Consider the following 19,143-nt stretch of genomic DNA (forward strand, 5'->3'; position numbering starts at 1 on the left):
TGACCGGCTTTAAACACCAACCTTAAGCTGCTGAAATCTCGCCGCTTTCGATCTGTTCGCGCTCGATGGATTCAAACAACGCCTGAAAGTTGCCTTCCCCGAAACCATCATCGCCTTTTCGCTGGATAAACTCGAAAAAGATCGGGCCGATTACGGTTTTCGAGAAGATCTGCAGCAAAATTCTGGTTTCGCCGCCGTCCAACACGCCCTCACCGTCGATAAGGATGCCGTGCTTCATCATTCGGTCCAGAGGTTCCTCGTGATCGGCAACCCGTTCCGTGGACATGTTGTAGTAGGCTTCGTTCGGGCCGGGCATAAACTTCAAGCCCTTTTCCGCTATCGCGTCTGTCGAGGCATAGATGTCCTCGCTCCCGACCGCGATATGCTGAATGCCTTCGCCCTTGTATTTTTTCAGATACGAGACGATCTGCCCTGTCTCACCCCGGTCTTCATTGATCGGAATGCGAATTCGCCCACAAGGAGACGTCAAGGCACGGCTGTAGAGGCCCGTGAACTTGCCCTGAATGTCAAAAAAGCGGATTTCGCGGAAATTGAACAAGTCGCCGTAGAACTTGAACCACTTGTCCATGTTGCCCTTGTAGACGTTGTGCGTCAGGTGATCGAGGTAATAGAACCCATCTCCCCGAGGTTTGGACCGCTTGGTCCAAGTGAATTCGCGGTTGTAGGGCGAAGTGTCGTAGTACTGGTCAATGAAATAGATCAGCGACCCACCGATTCCCTTGATGGCAGGGACGTCCATTGTTTTGTCGTCGGCATCGTAAGGCTCTGCCCCTTTGGACACCGCGTGCTCATACGCTTTTTGGGCATCCACCACGCGCCACCCCATCGAAGGGGCGCAGGGGCCGTGCTCAGCCACAAATTTCGCGGCAAAGCTATTTTCGTCCGCATTCAGAATATAGGTCACATCCCCTTGCTGCCACAGTTCGACGGCTGGTCTGTCCTTGTGGTGACCGATCAGTTCAAACCCCATTTTGGCAAACAGATCGCGCAGCTCCTGAGGGTCTGGGTGGGCGAATTCGACAAACTCGAACCCGTCAGTTCCGGCGGGGTTTTCTGGGCTGATGACAGATTTCGGGGCGTTGTGCGGGAAGGGTCCCATGGCGCGTCTCCGTAAAACAGGAATTTCTTTGCTGATTCCAAAATACGCCTTATCCAACGCTGTTTCTGCGCATTGTTTTCGTGTAACCTAACAGCAGGCGCGCAATTTGCGCACCCCTTGGACAAACCGTGGAGATTTTCCGCATATGCTGGATTCGACTGATACTCGCCTGTTGTCCGCCCTGCAGAAGAATGCACACCTGACCGCGCACCAGTTGGGTGAAATGCTGAACCTGTCACCCAGTCAGGCTGGACGCCGACGGCAAAGGCTGGAGGCCGAAGGCTATATCACTGGCTACGCGGCCAGATTGGACCCGCTAAAGCTGGGGCTTCAGGTTCAGGGCTTCATTCAGGTTCATCTGGGCACGCACGGCCCGGAACAGTCCGAGGGCTTTGCCCGCATGGTCGACACCCGCCCCGAGATCACCAGCGCCTGGACGATGACTGGAGAAGCGGATTATTTGCTCCATGTTTATTGCGACGATCTATCCGCCCTCAATCGCTTGCTTCATCAGGTAATACTGCCGCATCCTGCAGTGGCGAGGGTTCAAAGCCAGATCGTTATGGACCAACTCAAGCGCGACGCGCCCCTGCCCACCTGACCCGAGCAAGAGGACAAACATGGACAACTTCCTTTATCAGGCGACGATCTATCTGGCTGCCGCTGTGATCGCTGTGCCGCTGTCGGCGCGCCTGGGGTTGGGCTCTGTTCTTGGTTATCTTGCTGCAGGCATCGTCATTGGGCCAATGTTCGGTCTGGTCGGTGCCGAAACCGAAAGCCTACAGCATGTGGCAGAGTTCGGCGTGGTCATGATGCTGTTCCTGATCGGGCTGGAACTCGAGCCTCGGGCGCTGTGGGATATGCGCGACAGGCTCTTGGGGCTGGGTGGTTTGCAAGTACTGCTTTCGACCGCGGTGATCGCCTGTGTTGCCATTTACGCAAACCACCCGTGGTCGGTAGCTTTGGCCGTCGGGCTGACATTGTCGCTATCATCGACCGCAATCGTGTTGCAGACGTTATCCGAGAAGGGACTGATGCAAACCAACGGTGGCCGAGCCACCTTTTCCGTGCTTTTGACACAGGACATCGCGGTCATTCCCATTCTCGCGCTGCTGCCGCTATTGGCCCTGCCTGCCCTTCCGCATTTCGAGGACGACGGCTCCATCGATCGCGGAGTCAAAGACCTGCACGACACAGCCCATCGCAGCCTTTCGCTGGTTGAAGGGCTGCCCGGCTGGGCCGTAACGCTGGTTACCATAGGCGCGATTGCGTTTGTCATTCTTGCCGGGGTCTATCTGACACGCCCGCTATTCCGCTTTATCCACGCGACACGACTGCGCGAGATGTATACCGCACTTGCCCTGATGATCGTGGTTGGTATTTCGTTCCTGATGACGCTTGTTGGCCTTTCGCCTGCTCTGGGAGCGTTTCTGGCGGGCGTCGTGCTGGCCAGCTCGGAATTCCGGCACGAAATGGAAAGCGATCTGGAACCATTCAAGGGGCTGTTCCTTGGTCTGTTCTTCATCACGGTCGGCGCTGGCATTGATATCGCCTATTTCTTCAACGATCCGCTCGATCTGATCGGGCTGGCCTTGTTGGTCATTCTTGCCAAAGGGATCATCCTTTATCTGGTTGGCCGCGCTTTCAAACTGCGCGGTCGTGACCATTGGTTATTCACACTTGGATTGGCGCAGGCTGGCGAGTTCGGCTTTGTTCTTCTCGCCTTTTCGACCCAGCAGAACGTGATCCCGCCTGACCTGTCGCAAAAGCTGTTGATGATCATCGCATTGACGATGCTGATAACCCCGCTTTTGTTCATCATCTTCGACCTGCTCTCACGTCGGATCGGAGAAGGCGCGCCGGTGCCGGAACCGGATGAGATCGACGAAAAAGGTCCAGTAATTATTGCGGGTATCGGTCGCTTTGGTCAGATTGTGAACCGACTGGTTCGCGCCAGCGGGTTCAAGACGATCGTCCTGGATCATGACATCGAAACGGTTCAACTTATGCGTCGGTTTGGGGTCAAGGGCTTTTTGGGCGACCCAACCCGCCCCGAGCTTCTGCGGGCAGCTGGCCTTGAAAAAGCGGCGGTTCTTGTTGCTGCTATGGATGATCCCAAACAAGTGACACGCCTTGTCAGCTTCGCCCGACGTCAGCGACCCGATCTGCACATCGTAGCACGCGCACATGATCGCACACACGTATACGAGCTGTATCAGGCAGGCGCTGATGACATCGTGCGCGAGATGTTCGACGGCTCATTGCGGGCGGGTCGCTACGTGCTTGAGAACGTCGGCCTCAGTGAATATGAGGCGGCGCAGGCCGAACAGACCTTCTACCACCATGATCGGATGTCAGTCCGTGAACTTGCCGAGCTGTGGATTCCGGGAATGCCCACCGCCGAGAACAAGAAATATATCGAGCGCGCGCAGCAGCTTGAAAAGGATCTTGAGACCGAACTTCTGGAGCTTGCAGAAAAGCACGCCAAGAAATCCGCCTGACCCAAGCCGGATCAGGCCAACTAGATTATCCGTCCGAGACGCCAGCCTCAGCGAATGTCGCCATTCCAGAGTGGCAGGCTACGGCGCTTTTCAGGATGTTGATGGCAAGCGCGCCACCGGATCCCTCACCGAGACGCAGCCCCAGATTCAATATCGGCTTTTTGCCGAGGCGCTCAAGAACAGCGCCATGAGCGCCCTCGGCGCTCTGGTGCCCGGCAATCGCGTGATCCAGCGCTCCGTCAAAGGTTTTAGCCAAACAAGCGGCCGCCGCCGAACAGATGAACCCATCAAGTATGACCGGAATACGCAACACACGAGCCGCTGCAATCGCACCCGCCATGGCCGCAATTTCACGCCCCCCAAGTCTGCGCAGAATTTCCAGCCCATCCCCCGAACCGGAATGCAGGGCTACGCCCTGTGCTACGACACGGGTCTTGTTGGCGAGCCCGGCGTCATCGACACCGGTTCCGCGACCGGTCCAATCGGACGCGTCCCCACCAAACAACGCGCAGGAAATCGCGGCTGCCGGCGTTGTGTTGCCTATACCCATTTCGCCCACGACCAAAAGATCAGCCTTGGGATCAACGGCCGCCCAACCAGTTTGCAATGCCTGCAACAACTCGCCTTCGGACATGGCCGGTTCAACGGTAAAGTCCTTGGTCGGACGATCCAGATCCAGCGCGTGCACATTCATTGACGCCCCTGCCGACTTGGCGAGCTGGTTGATCGCTGCACCGCCGTGTTCAAAGTTCATGACCATTTGAACAGTCACTTCTGGCGGAAAAGCGGACACACCCTGTTGCGTGACGCCGTGATTTCCGGCGAACACGATGACCTGCGGCGAGGCGATGTGCGGACGCGCGTCCCCGCGCCATCCTGCATACCAGATCGCAAGATCCTCTAGCCTTCCCAGCGCTCCGGGTGGTTTCGTCAACTGGCCGTTGCGTTCAGCCGCGCCTTGCAACGCATCACTGTCGGGACCACGCGCTTGACCAAGAGCGTCACGGAAGGAATCAAGATCATTCAGTTCGGGCAGCATCCAAAGCCTCGTTGCATCACAGTGGTCCTGCGTGTTTAACCGAAGCGACCAAAGCAACAAGACCTAGAAAGGCGCGGGAGTGCTAAAAAACGACACCAAGCTCATTTCCCTATGGGATATCCCGCTTGCGCTGGTTCTGTTGACGCGCCTGCCGGTCCCTCGCTTGCCAGAACACGTCTTTGCGCGACAGGCAGAGTCCGTATGGGCCTTTCCGCTTGTGGGGCTGGTTGTCGGGTTCTTGGCTTGCGCTGTGGGTTGGGTTTCCGAGACCTCGAACCTGCCCACTATAGTCAGCGCCGTTCTGATCGTATCCATTCTGGTCATAGCCACGGGCGCGATGCACGAAGACGGTCTGGCCGACAGCGCCGATGGGTTTTGGGGAGGGTTCACTCGGGAACGCCGTCTGGAAATCATGAAGGACAGTCAGATCGGAACATATGGCGTCCTGACGCTGATATTGTCTCAGACCCTCAGGGTCGCCCTGATAGCCACGGTTCTGACAGCCGGAGGGTTTGCCGGTGTCCTCGCCGCCTGCATCGGATCACGTTCAGTCATGCCGGTATTGATGGCTGCGCTGCCGAATGCACGAAGCTCTGGCCTCAGCCACTCTGTCGGAGCCCCAGGTGCTGGTGCCGTTATTTTGGGGGTCGGTGTCGCTCTGGCACTTTCCCTTCTATTGGTTGGAGCGGCGGCCTTGGCCCCGGTTTTGGCGTGTGCCATCTCGACCGCAGCAGTCGCGGCTCTGGCCACAAGCAAGATCGGCGGACAGACTGGCGACGTGCTTGGCGCTGCTCAGCAACTATCTGAAATCGCATTTCTGCTGGCTCTGGCAGTTATTCTCTAGGACGCACCACCTGTTTCGATCCTAAGAGCCTCACCGCAGTGTTTGCAGTGCACCGCATCCGGGTCATGGCGGAACAGGCCACAGCTTGGGCATTTGTAGCGCACTTTCTGAGGCATGAAGATCGCTTGCGCCAGCCTAACGAACAGAGCCACGCCAACCACCATGATGAACACCGAAAACAACTTACCCCCCGGTGTCGCCAAGGTGATATCCCCGAACCCAGTGGTGGTCAGCGTCGCCATCGTGAAATACAGCGCGTCGATATACGCCGTTTGGCTGTTTTCAGGAATGAAAAAGACCAAAACCGCAGTCGAAGTCACGAACACGAAAACCAATAGGTTGATCGCGGCAATGACCGCGTCTTCATGTGTCCTGAAAAACTCGCTGTCGCGGCGTAAGTCTCTGAGCAGATGGTAAGAATGGATCAATCGCAACGCCCGCAAAATGCGGAGGAAAGCCAGATTCCCGGAAATGAAGGGATCCAGCATCAACGAAACGATCACGACCAGATCGGCAAGTGTATAAATCTTGAAAAATAGCTTCCAGCGATCTTTTGCGATCCACAAACGCGCGGAAAAGTCGGCAAGGATCAACAGCCCGATGACCATGCTTAGAATTGTAAGTCCCGGCCCATGTGGAACATGTGCGGTGGCGACAAAAAATACGATCGTCACCAGATCGAACAGGATTAACCCGTACCGAAACCAGACGGAAACTGGGTCGTGTCCGATGTAAAGATATTTGAGAGTCCGCTTTACCTTAGCCATGTACCCGCCTCTGTTTACAGGAAAATTAGCCGCAAATAGACAATTCACCAAGCGTTCGGGCACGAAAAAGGCCGCTCTGAATCCAGAGCGGCCTCAAATTTGTGTTCTGCAACGTCAGGCGGCTGCTGCGCGTGAGGTCAGAACTTCGTCCACTTGTTTGGCGGCCGAAACCTCTCCGGCACCGGAAACAGCGGCGACTTCGCGGGTCAGACGTTCCAGCGCGGCTTCATAAAGCTGGCGCTCGGAATAGCTCTGCTCGCGCTGATCGTCGGTGCGATGCAGGTCACGAACAACCTCGGCGATCGAGATCAGATCACCGGAATTGATCTTCTGTTCGTATTCCTGCGCGCGACGGGACCACATGGCGCGTTTCACCTTTGCCTTGCCCTTGAGTGTTTTCATCGCCTGGCTGATAACATCAGGCGAACTGAGCGACCGCAAACCGGACTCGGTTACCTTGTTGGTCGGAACCCGCAGGGTCATTTTGTCTTTTTCAAACGAGATAACGAACAGCTCGAGTGAATATCCCGCGACTTCCTGTTCTTCGATCGAAATGATCTGACCCACGCCATGCGCGGGGTAAACAACGTAATCGTTTGGGCGGAACTCAAGCTTTTTCGACTTAGACATACAGGTTCATCCTTAGTTACTGAGCGAAGGACAGACAAAAAAACACACCAGCCCGCGCCCATATTCGGCCCGGTCAGGCGGTCTATTTGTCACTAAATCAGAACTCCAAAGCGCACATACTTACGGAGCACATCCCCAACTCATTCATCATTCAGGTTCTGATTATATCACAATATTGAGGCCTGCGAAAGTCGCAGCCGACTTACAGCCAGCAATCCCCTTTGTGTCCAAGGGATTACGCCACCTTTTTGCATTTGACCAACCGGTTCAAAAACGCGAATCGGTCAACCGCCTTCGCCGGGCGCTTCAGAGAAATACTTCTCCATTTTACCTTCTTCACCGTCGCGTTCTTCTGCGCCGGGCAGAGGGTCTTTCTTGGTCACGATAACCGGCCACTGTTCCGAGAACTTCCGGTTGAACTCTACCCACTGATCCATTCCGGGCTCGGTATCGGGTCGAATTGCATCGGCAGGGCACTCAGGTTCGCAAACACCACAGTCGATACACTCGTCGGGGTGGATGACCAACGTGTTCTCACCTTCATAGAAACAATCGACCGGGCATACTTCGACGCAGTCGGTGTATTTGCAGGCGATGCAGTTTTCGGTGACAACATAGGTCATTGTGGACTTCCTGTTTGCGCTTTGGGCGTCTAGCTAAATCAGTATGGCCGGGTCTTCAAGATAAGATCAGCTATCTTGAGTGCGAGAAAGATCAAGCGCGCGCCGTTCTTTCTTTGTGGGACGACCTTTTCCCTCAAATCCGGGATTTCTGGGCGGAGCGTCCTGTTTTTCGGTCAAATCAGTATAAAGCGTTTGAGCCTCGGTGGCCGGGCCTCGCCGCTCACCCAGCAATTCAACACGGACCACCCGGACAATGCGACCCTGCGGAAAGGTTAGAACATCCCCAATCACAACTGATTGCGAAGGCTTCTGCACCCGATTTCCATTTAGTCGCACATGTCCGGCGCTGACCTGCTTGGCGGACAGGCTACGAGTCTTGAAGAACCGCGCCTGCCACAGCCATTTGTCGATCCGCAGCTTGGCATCCGCCATCCGCGTTTAGTTGCCGTCCTTCAGGCCCATAAGCGCCGCAGCGAATGGGTTATCGGGATCAATGGCTTTCTCTTTCTTGGGCGGACGGGCCGAGAAGGATTTCGCGCCTTGCGGCTTGCCGCCCTTCTTGCCTTGCGGCCTACGGTTATCCTGAGGCTTGCCACGCGGCTTGCCCTTGCCCTGCCCCTGCTCACGGCGAGGGCCACGGTTCTGCTGCCGCTGGCGACCCCATGTGAACGTGAAGAACACCTCAACTTCTGGCTCATCCGCAGCCTGAGCCTCGGCTGACGCCTCGGTGCTTTCGGTGGCCTCGGCTGGCGCCTCGGCGGGTGCGGCGACTTCGTCGGTGAGCGCTTCGGGGGCCGGGGTTTCCTCGGTTACGGGTTGCTCGGCCGCTTCCACCTCAGGCTGTTCAGCCAGCGCAGGCTTGATCTTTTCACGCTCGCCGCGTTCGGCCTTGTAGCCCAAGCCCTGCATCAGGTCCGCGAATTGTTCTAACGTCATACCGGTGATCGAAAGCATGTCGGGCTTGGCCTCAAACCCGCCTCGGCTGTCTTCGGCACGCAGCATATCGGCCAGACGTTCCAGCATGTCGATGCGGATCGAGCGTTCGCCGGCATCGCGGTAGCCGCTCATGGTGTCATAGCCCTGCGGGGCGTCCTTGGCGACGGGCACCGTGACCAGACCCGGGGGCGGTGCCTCGGGGAATTCCTGCAACCCGCTGGACAGCGCCCACAGCACCAGACGCAGGCGCGTGGGTGCGGGTTTCAGCAGCAGTGGCATGAAGATGGTGAACTGGCCAAACCGAATACCATGCTTGCGCAGCGCACCACGGGCGTCCTGATCCAGATCCTTGACCTCTTGCGCGACCTGTGCGCGGGGCAGAACGCCCAGAGCTTCAACCATGCGGAAGGCAAAGCCCTTGGCCAGACCGCTGAGTTCCTCGTCCCGCGACAGGTTCAGCAGCGGTTCAAACAGCGCGGCAACTTTGCGGTCGATGAAGTGCTGCAACCGGCGCTGCACTTTCTGTTCGACATCGGGGCCAGCGGCCTCATCCACAAACACCTCGACCATCGGCTTGAGAGGTTCAGCCCCGGCAACCAGCTTGCCGACGGCATATTCGCCCCACATCAGGCCACCTTGTTCGGTGAAATCAATTTCGGTATCGGGCGCGTTGTAGAAGCGGTCGGCGCGCAGATGGAATTGCGGCGCGAGAGCCTGCAAGGACGCCGATTTCAAGGCTTTCGCCTCGGTCCCCTGCGCGGCTTTGTCCGGGATAAACCGGAACCCTTCCAGACGACCGACGAATTCGCCTTCGACGGTCACTTCACCCTTGTCATTTACTTCGGCCAAAAGGGCCTCCTTCTGTTTGAGCCGCCGCAGCAAAACGGATGTGCGCCGGTCCACAAATCGTTGGGTCAGACGGTCATGCAGAGCGTCCGACAGCCTGTCTTCTACAGTGCGCGTTTCGCCACGCCAATGGGATTCGTCACGAACCCACCCGTTTCGTTGCGCAACATATGTCCAGGTGCGAATATATGCCAGCCGTTTGGACAGCGCATCAATATCCCCATCGGTTCGGTCGATCCGGCGGATTTGCCGCGCCATGAAGTCATCTGGGATCGATCCGCGTTCATGCAAGTGGCCGTAGATCACCTCAAGCAGGCTGGCATGTTCGGCATGGCTAATGCCGCGAAAATCGGGGATTCGGCACACATCCCACAGCAGACGGATAGATTGCGGGTCGCTGGCGCGGGCCATCACCTCGGTCACTTGCGAGAGCGACTTCAGCACGTTCAGGTCATCGGCGGGACGCGCTTTGAGCAGGTTTTCATTGTCCGGACTAACTTCAAGCGAGTCGATCAGTGCCTCAATCGAGCCGAACCGCAAAGCGGCATTCCGCCAGTTCAGCTTTTTCATCGGCGTAAAGCGGCTGTCCATGATCGCTTGCGCCACCCCCTCGTCCAGCGGCGGAGCCTCGCCGGTGACGCCAAAGGTGCCGTCCGACATGCCGCGTCCGGCCCGACCTGCGATCTGCGCCAGTTCATTCGGCGCCAAGGGCCGCATGCGCCGACCGTCGAATTTGGTCAGCGAGGAAAACGCCACATGGTTTACATCCAGGTTCAGCCCCATACCGATGGCGTCGGTGGCGACCAGATAGTCGACCTCGCCATTCTGATAGAGGTCCACCTGCGCGTTGCGTGTGCGCGGGCTGAGTGCCCCCATGACGACCGCCGCCCCGCCCTTTTGACGGCGCAGCAACTCCGCGATGGCATAGACGTTGTCGACCGAGAACCCGACGATGGCGCTGCGCGGGGGCATCCGGCTGATCTTTTTCGACCCGGCATACACCAGCTGAGACATCCTCTCGCGCCGCACAAACTGCGCCTCAGGCACAAGCGCTGCGATGGGTCCACGCATGGTGTCCGAGCCCAGAAACAACGTCTCATTGGTCCCACGCGACCGCAGCAGGCGGTCAGTGAAGACATGGCCACGCTCGGGGTCGGTACAAAGCTGGATTTCGTCGATGGCTACGAAGTCGGCCCCCATGCCCTCGGGCATCGCCTCGACCGTGCAGACCCAATATTGGGTGCGCGGCGGCACGATCCGTTCCTCGCCAGTGACCAACGCCACGACGGACGGTCCACGAATGGCGACGATCTTGTCATAAACCTCGCGCGCTAGCAGACGCAGCGGCAGGCCGATCACACCGGTCCGGTGTCCCAACATCCGCTCGATCGCGTAGTGGGTTTTACCTGTGTTGGTTGGGCCCAGTACGGCCACGATTCGGGATGACCCGCTCACTCTTGCCCCCTGCCCCGGCGCTTTAGAGGGCCGAGCCCTCGACCTGAGGCTTAAGTCGATTCACCGCATTGGTTACTTCTTCATGATGGGGATGTATAGCCAAGGCGCGTTCATAGGCCGCCAGCGCCTTGTCAGGCTTGCCGACAATTTCAAAAATCAGACCCAAGCCATAAATGGCCTCGTAATTATTCGGGTTCAAAGCGAGAGCTTGCCGTAAATCGGCCGCCGCCATGCCAAAGCGTTCGATGCCAAAAAACGCCGACGCGCGGACATGCCAACCCTCTGCGAATTCGGGCGCGTGATCGGTCAAGGCCGTCAGGTGGTCAATCGCGGCCTGCGTATCACCGTCGTCCAACGCCTCGCGTCCACGCTCTAACAGCAAATCGGCCGATGCGGACCCGGACAAAGCCCACAGCGCCTTGAGTTGGCGATCCAGCCCCGTCGCTTGTTCCGGCGTCGATTGTGCCAGTTGTTCCAGCAGTTCAGCCTCGTCCCTGGAATCTGCGGTCTGCGCAGCACAAGGAATGGAAAACGTGACTAGCAATGCAGTTGCCGCAACGATACCTTTGAGATTTGTGCAAGTAGTGATCATAACAGCGTTCAGTGTAGCGTAGCGCAAAGGGATGTCCATTCCTCGCGCTCAAATCAATGTGAGGAGAATCATGAGCGACACTCTGGAAAAAGCCGCAGCAGCGCTGAACGAAAAACTGGCCGACAGCGGTTTTGCAGCATCTGCCAAGTTTGCAATCGCGGATCTGGGCTCGATCGTACTGGACGGCAGCGGCGCACGCGTCAGCGACGAAGACACCGACGTAACGATGAGCGCGGATGCTGAAACTTTTGAACAAATCCTGAGCGGCGAACTGAACCCGACCGGTGCATTCATGTCCGGCAAACTCACTGTAGACGGCGACATGGGTATCGCCATGCAGTTGGCGTCGGCTCTGGCCTGATGAATCTGTTGCCGGCCCTTTTGTTTGAAGATGTGGCCGGCGCACCCCCCGGCGGTCAGGCTCATTGGCTGAACACCGCGGATGATACACGTATTCGGGTTGCGCATTGGACGCCCGAAGGTAATGCCTGCGGAACAGTCATGATGTTTCCGGGGCGAACCGAGTATATCGAGAAATACGGCGACGCAGCATCCGAATTCGTGGGGCGCGGGTTTGCTTTTCTTTCAATCGACTGGCGTGGACAGGGGCTGGCGGATCGACTGTTGGATGACCCTCGGGTTGGCCACGTTGACAAGTTCACCGACTATCAACAGGACGTGCGGGCCAGCCTTGAATTGGCGGAACATCTTGAGCTGCCACGGCCTTGGTACGTTATCGGACACTCGATGGGCGGCGCAATCGGACTGCGCGCCGTTTTTGAGAACGACTGCTTTGCAGCTTGCGCCTTTACTGGGCCCATGTGGGGGATTTTCTTTACGCCCCTGATGAAACCTCTCAGCCGATTGACGGCCTATTGGGGGCCACGTTTTGGCCTTGGGGAAAAGACGCCTCCGACCACGTCGCTAGAGAGTTACGTTTTATCGCAGCCCTTCGAGGGCAACGTTCTGACACGCGATCCTGGCATGTATAAAATGATGCAGGACCAGTTGATCGCCTATCCGGATCTGACCTTGGGCGCGCCTTCGACCATCTGGCTGCGCGAGGCACTGGAGGAGTGTTCGTGGCTCATGGCGCAAACCGCCCCTGCAATCCCATGCATGACTTTCCTCGGCAGCCATGAGCAGATCGTCGACCGCAAGGCGATCCGTGCGCGTATGGCGAATTGGCCCAGTGGAACGCTGGTCGAGATTCCAGATGGCGAACACGAAGTCCTAATGGAAGCGCCCGATATACGCGGGCCAGTATTCGACCAACTGGCAGCGCATTTCAAAGCTGCAAAAACCAATCCAAAGTCGGAACCGGCACTGTCAAGCTAAGACCCTGCTTGTGATCCTTGAGCGTCGCGCCTAGATGTTTGCAAATGCAGATTTTCGAGGTGATCCATGCGCGACCTTCCCTTTCCCGTCCGTGACGCAAATGCAGTCGGAGGAGCCGACAATCTTGGCGACCTGCCGGAATGGGACCTGACGGACCTTTACTGCTCTGAGGACGCGCCTGAACTGGCTGCCGATCTGGAATGGCTGGAGGGGGAATGTGCTTCTTTTGCCGCCGACTACGAAGGCAAGCTGGCCGATCTGGATGCCGACGGCTTGCTGCACTGCGTCCTGCGCAACGAAAAGATCAACGCGATTGCCGGGCGGATCATGTCCTTTGCCGGACTGCGCTATTACCAACTGACCACGGATGCCGAGCGTGCCAAATTCCTGTCGGACATGCAGGAAAAGATCACGATCTTCACAACTCCGCTGGTTTTCTTCACCCTGGAAATCAACCGTATCGACGACGATGTGCTGAAGACGCATTTCGGGTCGAACGCTGATCTGGCGCGATACGAGCCCGTATTCCGCCGTATCCGCGCGATGAAACCCTACCAACTGTCTGATGAGCTGGAAAAGTTCCTACATGACCTCGGTGTGGTCGGTGACGCGTGGGAACGTCTTTTCGACGAAACCATCGCCGGATTGACCTTTACGGTCGATGGCGAAGAACTAAACATCGAAGGCACTCTGAACTTCCTGACCGAGCAGGATCGCAGCAAGCGCGAAGCCGCCGCGCGAGAGCTGGCCTCGGTCTTTCAGGACAACATCAAAACCTTTGCCCGCGTTCACAACACACAGGCCAAGGAAAAGGAAATCGTGGACCGCTGGCGCAACATGCCGACCGCCCAAACCGGTCGCCACCTGTCGAACGATGTCGAACCCAAAGTGGTCGAGGCACTGCGCGAGGCGGTCGTGGCCGCCTACCCCAAGCTGAGTCATCGCTATTACGAGCTGAAACGCAAATGGCTGGGGCTGGACGTCATGCAGGTCTGGGACCGCAACGCGCCGCTGCCGATGGAAGATACGCGCGTCGTAGGCTGGGACGAGGCCGAGAAAACGGTGATGGATGCCTACAACGCCTTCGACCCCCGGATGGGCGAGATCGCAGCGCCCTTCTTCTCAAAAGGTTGGATTGATGCGGCGGTAAAACCGGGCAAAGCGCCGGGCGCGTTTGCGCATCCGACGGTGACGGACGTCCACCCTTACGTGATGCTGAACTATCTGGGTAAACCGCGCGATGTGATGACGCTTGCGCATGAGCTGGGCCACGGCGTGCATCAGGTACTGGCCGCGGATCAGGGTGAGATGCTGTCCTCGACCCCACTGACTCTGGCCGAGACAGCGTCGGTGTTCGGCGAAATGCTGACCTTCCGCAAAATGCTGGATCAGGCCGAAACGCCGGAACAGCGCAAGGTTCTGCTGGCCGGAAAAGTCGAGGACATGATCAACACGGTCGTCCGGCAGATCGCCTTCTACGACTTTGAATGCAAACTCCACGCCGCCCGGCGCGAGGGCGAACTGACCCCCGACGACATCAACGCCCTATGGATGAGCGTTCAAGCCGAAAGCCTTGGGCCGGCGTTTGAATTCATGGAAGGGTATGAGACCTTCTGGGCCTATATCCCGCATTTCGTCCACTCGCCCTTCTATGTCTACGCCTATGCGTTTGGCGATGGCTTGGTGAACGCGCTGTACTCGGTCTACGAAAGCGGATCAGAAGGGTTCGAGGATAAGTACTTTGAAATGCTGCGCGCCGGTGGATCAAAGCACCACAAGGACTTGCTGGCCCCGTTCGGGCTGGACGCCAGCGATCCCAAGTTCTGGGACAAAGGGCTAAGCATGATCTCGGGCTTCATCGACGAATTGGAAGCGATGGAAGGCTGATCACCTCTGATTTTTGGTTGTCAGAAAGACAGCGGCCACAATCAGCACTGCACCTGTGGCCGCGATCGGAGTGATCGCGGCCCCCAAGAAAATCGCCGCATTGATGAATGTGAACACGACCGAGGCTGCGAACATGAGTGTCGCGGTCAGGGTCGAGACGCGTGCTGCGGCCTCGTACCAAAGGTAATAGGCCAACGCGGTCGGCAGAACGCCAAGAAGGATAAGGAACAGCAAGTCCGTTGCTGTCGGCACTCGCATGGACAGCGCCGCCAACGGCAGCAATAGAAGTCCCGAGCACAAGAATATCCCGAACAGAAAATTCAGACGCTCACCAGTGGTTTTTGATGCCCTCATTGCCCGGCTGCTCGCGATCAGGAACACGGCCCAGCTCAAGCCCGCGCCTATTTCAAGGATATCGCCGAATAAAGGCTCCCCACCGCCCTGGAAGTCCCGAAAAACGGTCAGAAACACTCCCAAAATCGCCAAACACGTTGCCAGAACATCGGTTCGGGTAACGGGTGTTTCGGCGAAAAAATACAGAAACACCAATACGAAGAACGGTGCCGTGTTCTCTAGCACCATGGCATTTGCGGCCCCGGTATACTCCAGCCCGATATGAAAGAGGATGTAGTTGATAACGGTCGACAGGACTGCAAGCTGAAAATAGCGGTCGCGCCATCGGATCGACGCCGGAACTTTCAAAATACGCAACAGGCCGTAGATCGCCAGCGCCGCAATAAACAGGCGCGACACCGCGATCTGCATTCCACCAAGATCGTTGGTCAGAAACCGAACGATGACACTGTGCGTGCCCCACAGGAACGCCGCCATAAACCCCAGAAACAGCCCATTTTGCCATATTGACGGCTGTGCGCGGGTGTCGGCCAAGCTGTTCCTCCGGCGTTATTTGAGTTGGCTGTCTTTGGACCCGCGCCGATTGATCCCGGCGCGCGACTTGTAAGTCCCGTCACGCTCCTGCTGACAATCCAGACACAGTTTCACGCCCGGTATGGCGATCCGCCGCTTTTCAGGGATCGGTTCTTCGCACTCGGCGCAATGGGTCAGGCTTTGACCCACAGGGCTCTTTTGGGCCTGCATGCGGGCAAGCTCGTCTGAAATTGACGCCTCGATCTGTTCACTCACCGCGCCGTCGCGCGCCCAGCCACCAGCCATTTGCACCCTCCTGATCCGGTACCCGGCAGGTTAGTCCACTCAGGCAGCGGCGCGCAAGTCAGAGGGGTTCCGCGCCCTCGAAAACGCGGTCAATTACCACTTGCGTGCCGCGCGAGAATTCAAGTGGGCATGGGTAATCGGCACCGTCACGTACCGATCGGCTGAACGCTTCGACCTGCAGCTTATAGTGGTCATCCCCGGGAAAGCGCGTGACCTGCACTTCAAGACCGGGGCGATGCAATTCCACACGCGCCTCGCCAAATACCCGCGCGTTGAACGGGGCGGTCAGCCGTATGACCCCGCCTTCGCCATGAAATACCATCTCTTGGTGTGGGTGCATTCGGATGGAGACATAGCTGGAATAGGTGAAACCCGGGAACTGCGCGCGAATTTCGGTGAAGGCATCAATACCGTCTTCCCAACGGATCGCGGACTGCACCGAAACGGGCTCCTGCCCCGTCGCAAACCGAGCACTTCCGATCACGTAGACGCCGATATCGCGCAGGCCACCGCCGCCAGTCTCGGCCCGATTTCGGATATTTCCTGTGTCGGTGCGGTTGTCGAAACTGAACGCGCCGGTCACATGCGCCAGCTTACCGATCGCGCCCTCCGCAATGAGTTTGCGCGTGAACTGCCACTGCGGGTGATGCACGATCATATACGCCTCTGCCGCCAGCAACCCTGTTTGGTCGCGTTTGGCGATCAACGTGTCAAATTCAGCGGCCTGCATCGTCATCGGCTTTTCGCACAGCACATGCTTTCCAGCTTCAAGCGCCTTCAAGCTCCATTCAACGTGCAGATGATTGGGCAGCGGGATATAGACCGCTTCGATGTTCGGATCACCCAGCAACGCCTCATAGTCATCATAGATTTTCAAGTCGGGGCAAAACGCCTGAAACGGCTCGGCCTTTTCCGCGCTCGACGTGGCAAGCCCCGCCAAACGCGAACCATTCGCTGCATGGATCGCCGGAGCCATATGGCGACGCGCAAAGTTGGCGGCGCCCAAAACGCCCCATTGAACAGATTTTTGCATGTGTCTCCTCCCAACCCAAACGCGGCCTTTTGCTGCGTGTCCAAACCTCTTTATCAACCAGTGGACGCTAAGTCAGGCTTTTCTCGGCAGGCATTCTCCGTAACCTATCCGCCAATAAAGAGAGGGAGAGCAAATGCGCAAATTCTTGAAATGGGTCGGTATCCTGATCGCCGTCACGGTATTTGTGGGGGCGTTGGTTTTCTTCGTATTTCTGCCACCCTACATCGAAGCAGAACGAAACAGTGTCATCGCGCACGGCCCTTACAACGTGACGGATGATGCCGCCGCATTGCACGAGACCCTCATCGTCGGTGATCTTCACGCCGACCCTTTGCTGTGGAGCCGGGACCTGACCGAGCGTGGCACGCGCGGACAGGTCGACATCCCGCGCCTTATCGAAGGAAACGTGGCCTTGCAGGTTTTCACCGCTGTGACGAAATCTCCGGCGGGTCAGAACTACGAAGCCAACTCCGCGGACTCGTTTGACAACATCACCCTTCTGGCCGTGGGTCAGTTGTGGCCGCTGCGTACCTGGAACAGTCTGAAAGAGCGCGCGATTTATCAGGCAGAAAAGCTCCACCAGTTCGAGGCCGCGTCCGACGGTCAGCTCAAAGTCGTTAAAACACGCGGTGATCTGGAAGACGTGCTTGAGGCGCGCGCCGAAGGCAAGCCAATCGTGGGCGGCATTCTGGGCATCGAAGGTGGTCACCCATTGGAAGGTGACCTGTCCAATCTGAAAGAGATTTTTGACGCCGGGCATCGGGTATTCGGGCTGCACCACTTTTTCGACAACGAACTGGGTTCCTCACTTCACGGTCAGACAAAAACCGGACTGTCTGATTTCGGGCGCGAGGTTGTGGCAGAGCTGGCGGCAATGCCCGTGGTGATCGACCTTGCGCATTCCAGCCCGCAGGTCGCGCGTGACGTGATCGCGATGACAGACGTGCCCCTGATCGTCAGCCACGGTGGGTTGCATGGGTTCTGCCCCGTCAAACGGAACTATCCCGACGATCTGATGCTGGAGATTGCCGCCACCGGGGGCGTCATCGGCATGGGATACTGGGCGGACGTCACCTGTGGGGACATCACGCCAACCGGCATCGCCAAGATGATCAAGGCCGCCGTCGAAACGGTTGGCGAAGATCATGTTTCGCTTGGGTCAGATTATGACGGGTCAGTCGAGACCGCGTTTGACACATCCGAACTGGCGGCCCTGACCTCGGCGCTTTTGACCGAGGGATTGACCGAGGATCAAATCCGTAAAGTGATGGGCAAGAACATGGTGCGCGTGTTCAGGCAACAGCTCGCCCAGTAACAAAAAAAGCCCGCCGGTTTCGGCGGGCTTTACCAGAATTGGGGTGGTTTACACCGTACCCAACATTCCCTTTTCACGCGCGAGATCGCGCATCTTTTTCTGCAGCTTTTCAAACGCGCGCACCTCAATCTGACGAATGCGTTCGCGGCTGACATTGTACTGCGTGCTCAGCTCTTCCAGCGTGACAACCTGATCCATGAGACGGCGCTGGGTCAGAATGTCCTTCTCACGGTCATTCAGAACTTCCAAGGCAGCGGCCAGCAGTTCGCGCCGTGCGTCCAGCTCATCCCGCGCCTCGTAGTCGCCAGCTTGGTCGGCATCCTCATCCTCAAGCCAATCCTGCCACTGCATAGTGCCTTCGCCCTCGGACCCAACCGTCGCGTTGAGCGAGGCATCGCCACCGGACATCCGGCGGTTCATGCTGATCACTTCCTCTTCGGTCACGCCCAGATCATTGGCGATCTGTGTCACGTTTTCGGGGCGCAAGTCGCCCTCCTCCAACGCGCCGATACGAGCTTTGGCCTTGCGCAGGTTGAAAAACAGCTTTTTCTGCGCCGAGGTCGTGCCCAGTTTCACCAGAGACCAGGACCGCAGGATATATTCCTGGATCGAAGCGCGAATCCACCACATCGCATAGGTCGCCAGACGGAAGCCCTTTTCCGGGTCAAACCGCTTGACCGCCTGCATCAGGCCCACATTGGCCTCCGAGATCACCTCGGCCTGGGGCAAGCCATAGCCGCGATAGCCCATAGCGATCTTGGCCGCCAGTCGCAGGTGCGATGTGACCATTTTATGCGCAGAATCAGTATCTTGCTCCTCCACCCAACGCTTGGCGAGCATGTATTCTTCTTCCGGCTCCAGCAGAGGAAACTTGCGAATTTCCTGCATATAGCGGTTCAGTCCGCCTTCCGGCGTCGGCGCGGGGAGATTTGCGTAATTTGCCATGTTTCATGTCCCTCCGACAAATGTTTAATTCGTTAACATAGGATATGGGAGGTCATCCCGATCCATTCAAGAGGTACCGTTAACAGTTTGGAATTAACA

Annotated in this window: 19 protein-coding genes; 7 read left to right on the forward strand and 12 right to left on the reverse strand. The window is 57.6% G+C overall.

Translation table 11 applies throughout. The annotated features are described in order from the left end of the window. Window positions 1-22 precede the first annotated feature (22 nt). Window positions 23-1,120 (reverse strand): 4-hydroxyphenylpyruvate dioxygenase, encoded by a 1,098-nt coding sequence (hppD, locus tag ACR0B7_RS05340; protein WP_170576518.1) that lies wholly within the window; start codon window positions 1,118-1,120, stop codon window positions 23-25. A gap of 145 nt (window positions 1,121-1,265) precedes the next feature. Here hppD and ACR0B7_RS05345 point away from each other — a divergent pair, with 145 nt between their 5' ends. Together ACR0B7_RS05345 and ACR0B7_RS05350 are read left to right on the forward strand one after the other, a co-directional pair. Then, window positions 1,266-1,721, forward strand: a complete 456-nt coding sequence (locus ACR0B7_RS05345; protein ID WP_170383813.1) for an Lrp/AsnC family transcriptional regulator — start codon at window positions 1,266-1,268, stop codon at window positions 1,719-1,721. Window positions 1,722-1,740: 19 nt separating this feature from the next. After that, a complete protein-coding gene (locus ACR0B7_RS05350) occupies window positions 1,741-3,621 on the forward strand; it encodes a monovalent cation:proton antiporter-2 (CPA2) family protein (RefSeq protein WP_170576519.1) in 1,881 nt (626 codons plus the stop codon). Window positions 3,622-3,646: 25 nt separating this feature from the next. Here ACR0B7_RS05350 and cobT read toward each other — a convergent pair whose 3' ends face one another. Continuing rightward, on the reverse strand, window positions 3,647-4,660 hold the full coding sequence (gene cobT / locus ACR0B7_RS05355; RefSeq protein WP_170482485.1) for a nicotinate-nucleotide--dimethylbenzimidazole phosphoribosyltransferase: 1,014 nt from the start codon (window positions 4,658-4,660) through the stop codon (window positions 3,647-3,649). Between the two features lie 79 nt (window positions 4,661-4,739). Here cobT and cobS point away from each other — a divergent pair, with 79 nt between their 5' ends. Then, window positions 4,740-5,504, forward strand: coding sequence for an adenosylcobinamide-GDP ribazoletransferase (gene cobS / locus ACR0B7_RS05360; RefSeq protein WP_170482488.1), 765 nt, complete (start codon window positions 4,740-4,742; stop codon window positions 5,502-5,504). On the opposite strand, the gene ACR0B7_RS05365 is transcribed toward cobS, so the two are convergent. The 6 genes from ACR0B7_RS05365 to ACR0B7_RS05390 form a co-directional block, all read right to left on the reverse strand. After that, a complete protein-coding gene (locus tag ACR0B7_RS05365) occupies window positions 5,501-6,271 on the reverse strand; it encodes an ion channel (protein ID WP_170482490.1) in 771 nt (256 codons plus the stop codon). The genes cobS and ACR0B7_RS05365 overlap by 4 nt on opposite strands. 114 nt (window positions 6,272-6,385) lie before the next feature. Then, window positions 6,386-6,901, reverse strand: coding sequence for a CarD family transcriptional regulator (locus ACR0B7_RS05370; RefSeq protein ID WP_170348382.1), 516 nt, complete (start codon window positions 6,899-6,901; stop codon window positions 6,386-6,388). A gap of 284 nt (window positions 6,902-7,185) precedes the next feature. Continuing rightward, complete coding sequence (gene fdxA / locus ACR0B7_RS05375) at window positions 7,186-7,524, reverse strand: ferredoxin FdxA (protein WP_170383802.1); 339 nt, start codon at window positions 7,522-7,524, stop codon at window positions 7,186-7,188. A gap of 66 nt (window positions 7,525-7,590) precedes the next feature. Continuing rightward, window positions 7,591-7,956: an RNA-binding S4 domain-containing protein gene (locus tag ACR0B7_RS05380; protein WP_170383800.1), complete on the reverse strand. Its 366-nt coding sequence runs from the start codon at window positions 7,954-7,956 to the stop codon at window positions 7,591-7,593. A gap of 6 nt (window positions 7,957-7,962) precedes the next feature. Further along, complete coding sequence (locus tag ACR0B7_RS05385; protein ID WP_480681054.1) at window positions 7,963-10,761, reverse strand: helicase-related protein; 2,799 nt, start codon at window positions 10,759-10,761, stop codon at window positions 7,963-7,965. 22 nt (window positions 10,762-10,783) lie between these two features. Further along, window positions 10,784-11,392, reverse strand: a complete 609-nt coding sequence (locus ACR0B7_RS05390) for a tetratricopeptide repeat protein (RefSeq protein ID WP_170482496.1) — start codon at window positions 11,390-11,392, stop codon at window positions 10,784-10,786. Window positions 11,393-11,423: 31 nt separating this feature from the next. Here ACR0B7_RS05390 and ACR0B7_RS05395 point away from each other — a divergent pair, with 31 nt between their 5' ends. The 3 genes from ACR0B7_RS05395 to ACR0B7_RS05405 all read left to right on the forward strand — a co-directional run bounded on the left by ACR0B7_RS05395 (window position 11,424) and on the right by ACR0B7_RS05405 (window position 14,578). Continuing rightward, on the forward strand, window positions 11,424-11,714 hold the full coding sequence (locus ACR0B7_RS05395) for an SCP2 sterol-binding domain-containing protein (protein ID WP_170383793.1): 291 nt from the start codon (window positions 11,424-11,426) through the stop codon (window positions 11,712-11,714). After that, entirely contained in the window at window positions 11,714-12,691 is a 978-nt protein-coding gene (locus ACR0B7_RS05400) for an alpha/beta hydrolase (RefSeq protein ID WP_170482499.1), read from the forward strand. Before ACR0B7_RS05395 ends, ACR0B7_RS05400 begins: the two co-directional genes overlap by 1 nt. 66 nt (window positions 12,692-12,757) lie before the next feature. Next, complete coding sequence (locus ACR0B7_RS05405; protein ID WP_170482502.1) at window positions 12,758-14,578, forward strand: M3 family oligoendopeptidase; 1,821 nt, start codon at window positions 12,758-12,760, stop codon at window positions 14,576-14,578. On the opposite strand, the gene ACR0B7_RS05410 is transcribed toward ACR0B7_RS05405, so the two are convergent. Genes ACR0B7_RS05410 through ACR0B7_RS05420 form a run of 3 tightly spaced genes read right to left on the reverse strand, consistent with a single transcriptional unit; the run spans window position 14,579 to window position 16,784 of the window. Further along, window positions 14,579-15,466, reverse strand: coding sequence for a DMT family transporter (locus ACR0B7_RS05410; protein WP_170482505.1), 888 nt, complete (start codon window positions 15,464-15,466; stop codon window positions 14,579-14,581). It abuts the gene before it with no gap. A 15-nt stretch (window positions 15,467-15,481) separates the two neighbouring features. Further along, the gene (locus tag ACR0B7_RS05415) at window positions 15,482-15,751 is read right to left on the reverse strand and encodes a DksA/TraR family C4-type zinc finger protein (RefSeq protein ID WP_170482508.1); all 270 of its coding nucleotides are present in this window, start codon (window positions 15,749-15,751) and stop codon (window positions 15,482-15,484) included. A gap of 58 nt (window positions 15,752-15,809) precedes the next feature. Further along, the gene (locus ACR0B7_RS05420) at window positions 15,810-16,784 is read right to left on the reverse strand and encodes a Gfo/Idh/MocA family protein (RefSeq protein ID WP_170482511.1); all 975 of its coding nucleotides are present in this window, start codon (window positions 16,782-16,784) and stop codon (window positions 15,810-15,812) included. Window positions 16,785-16,917: 133 nt separating this feature from the next. On the opposite strand from ACR0B7_RS05420, the gene ACR0B7_RS05425 reads away from it, so the two are divergent. Next, the gene (locus tag ACR0B7_RS05425; protein WP_170482515.1) at window positions 16,918-18,099 is read left to right on the forward strand and encodes a membrane dipeptidase; all 1,182 of its coding nucleotides are present in this window, start codon (window positions 16,918-16,920) and stop codon (window positions 18,097-18,099) included. A 48-nt stretch (window positions 18,100-18,147) separates the two neighbouring features. Here the strand turns inward: ACR0B7_RS05425 and rpoH are convergent, their stop codons facing one another. Continuing rightward, window positions 18,148-19,044: an RNA polymerase sigma factor RpoH gene (gene rpoH, locus ACR0B7_RS05430; protein ID WP_170482518.1), complete on the reverse strand. Its 897-nt coding sequence runs from the start codon at window positions 19,042-19,044 to the stop codon at window positions 18,148-18,150. Window positions 19,045-19,143: the final 99 nt, after the last annotated feature.

The sequence above is a fragment of the Ruegeria sp. BB6 genome (genome assembly GCF_056539385.1).

Coding starts and splice junctions, on each gene's coding strand:
- hppD (WP_170576518.1), bottom strand. CDS start 1,120: ATGGGACCCTTCCCGCACAACGCCCCGAAATCTGTCATCAGCCCAGAA.
- ACR0B7_RS05345 (WP_170383813.1), top strand. CDS start 1,266: ATGCTGGATTCGACTGATACTCGCCTGTTGTCCGCCCTGCAGAAGAAT.
- ACR0B7_RS05350 (WP_170576519.1), top strand. CDS start 1,741: ATGGACAACTTCCTTTATCAGGCGACGATCTATCTGGCTGCCGCTGTG.
- cobT (WP_170482485.1), bottom strand. CDS start 4,660: ATGCTGCCCGAACTGAATGATCTTGATTCCTTCCGTGACGCTCTTGGT.
- ACR0B7_RS05365 (WP_170482490.1), bottom strand. CDS start 6,271: ATGGCTAAGGTAAAGCGGACTCTCAAATATCTTTACATCGGACACGAC.
- ACR0B7_RS05370 (WP_170348382.1), bottom strand. CDS start 6,901: ATGTCTAAGTCGAAAAAGCTTGAGTTCCGCCCAAACGATTACGTTGTT.
- fdxA (WP_170383802.1), bottom strand. CDS start 7,524: ATGACCTATGTTGTCACCGAAAACTGCATCGCCTGCAAATACACCGAC.
- ACR0B7_RS05380 (WP_170383800.1), bottom strand. CDS start 7,956: ATGGCGGATGCCAAGCTGCGGATCGACAAATGGCTGTGGCAGGCGCGG.
- ACR0B7_RS05390 (WP_170482496.1), bottom strand. CDS start 11,392: ATGGACATCCCTTTGCGCTACGCTACACTGAACGCTGTTATGATCACT.
- ACR0B7_RS05395 (WP_170383793.1), top strand. CDS start 11,424: ATGAGCGACACTCTGGAAAAAGCCGCAGCAGCGCTGAACGAAAAACTG.
- ACR0B7_RS05400 (WP_170482499.1), top strand. CDS start 11,714: ATGAATCTGTTGCCGGCCCTTTTGTTTGAAGATGTGGCCGGCGCACCC.
- ACR0B7_RS05405 (WP_170482502.1), top strand. CDS start 12,758: ATGCGCGACCTTCCCTTTCCCGTCCGTGACGCAAATGCAGTCGGAGGA.
- ACR0B7_RS05415 (WP_170482508.1), bottom strand. CDS start 15,751: ATGGCTGGTGGCTGGGCGCGCGACGGCGCGGTGAGTGAACAGATCGAG.
- ACR0B7_RS05420 (WP_170482511.1), bottom strand. CDS start 16,784: ATGCAAAAATCTGTTCAATGGGGCGTTTTGGGCGCCGCCAACTTTGCG.
- ACR0B7_RS05425 (WP_170482515.1), top strand. CDS start 16,918: ATGCGCAAATTCTTGAAATGGGTCGGTATCCTGATCGCCGTCACGGTA.
- rpoH (WP_170482518.1), bottom strand. CDS start 19,044: ATGGCAAATTACGCAAATCTCCCCGCGCCGACGCCGGAAGGCGGACTG.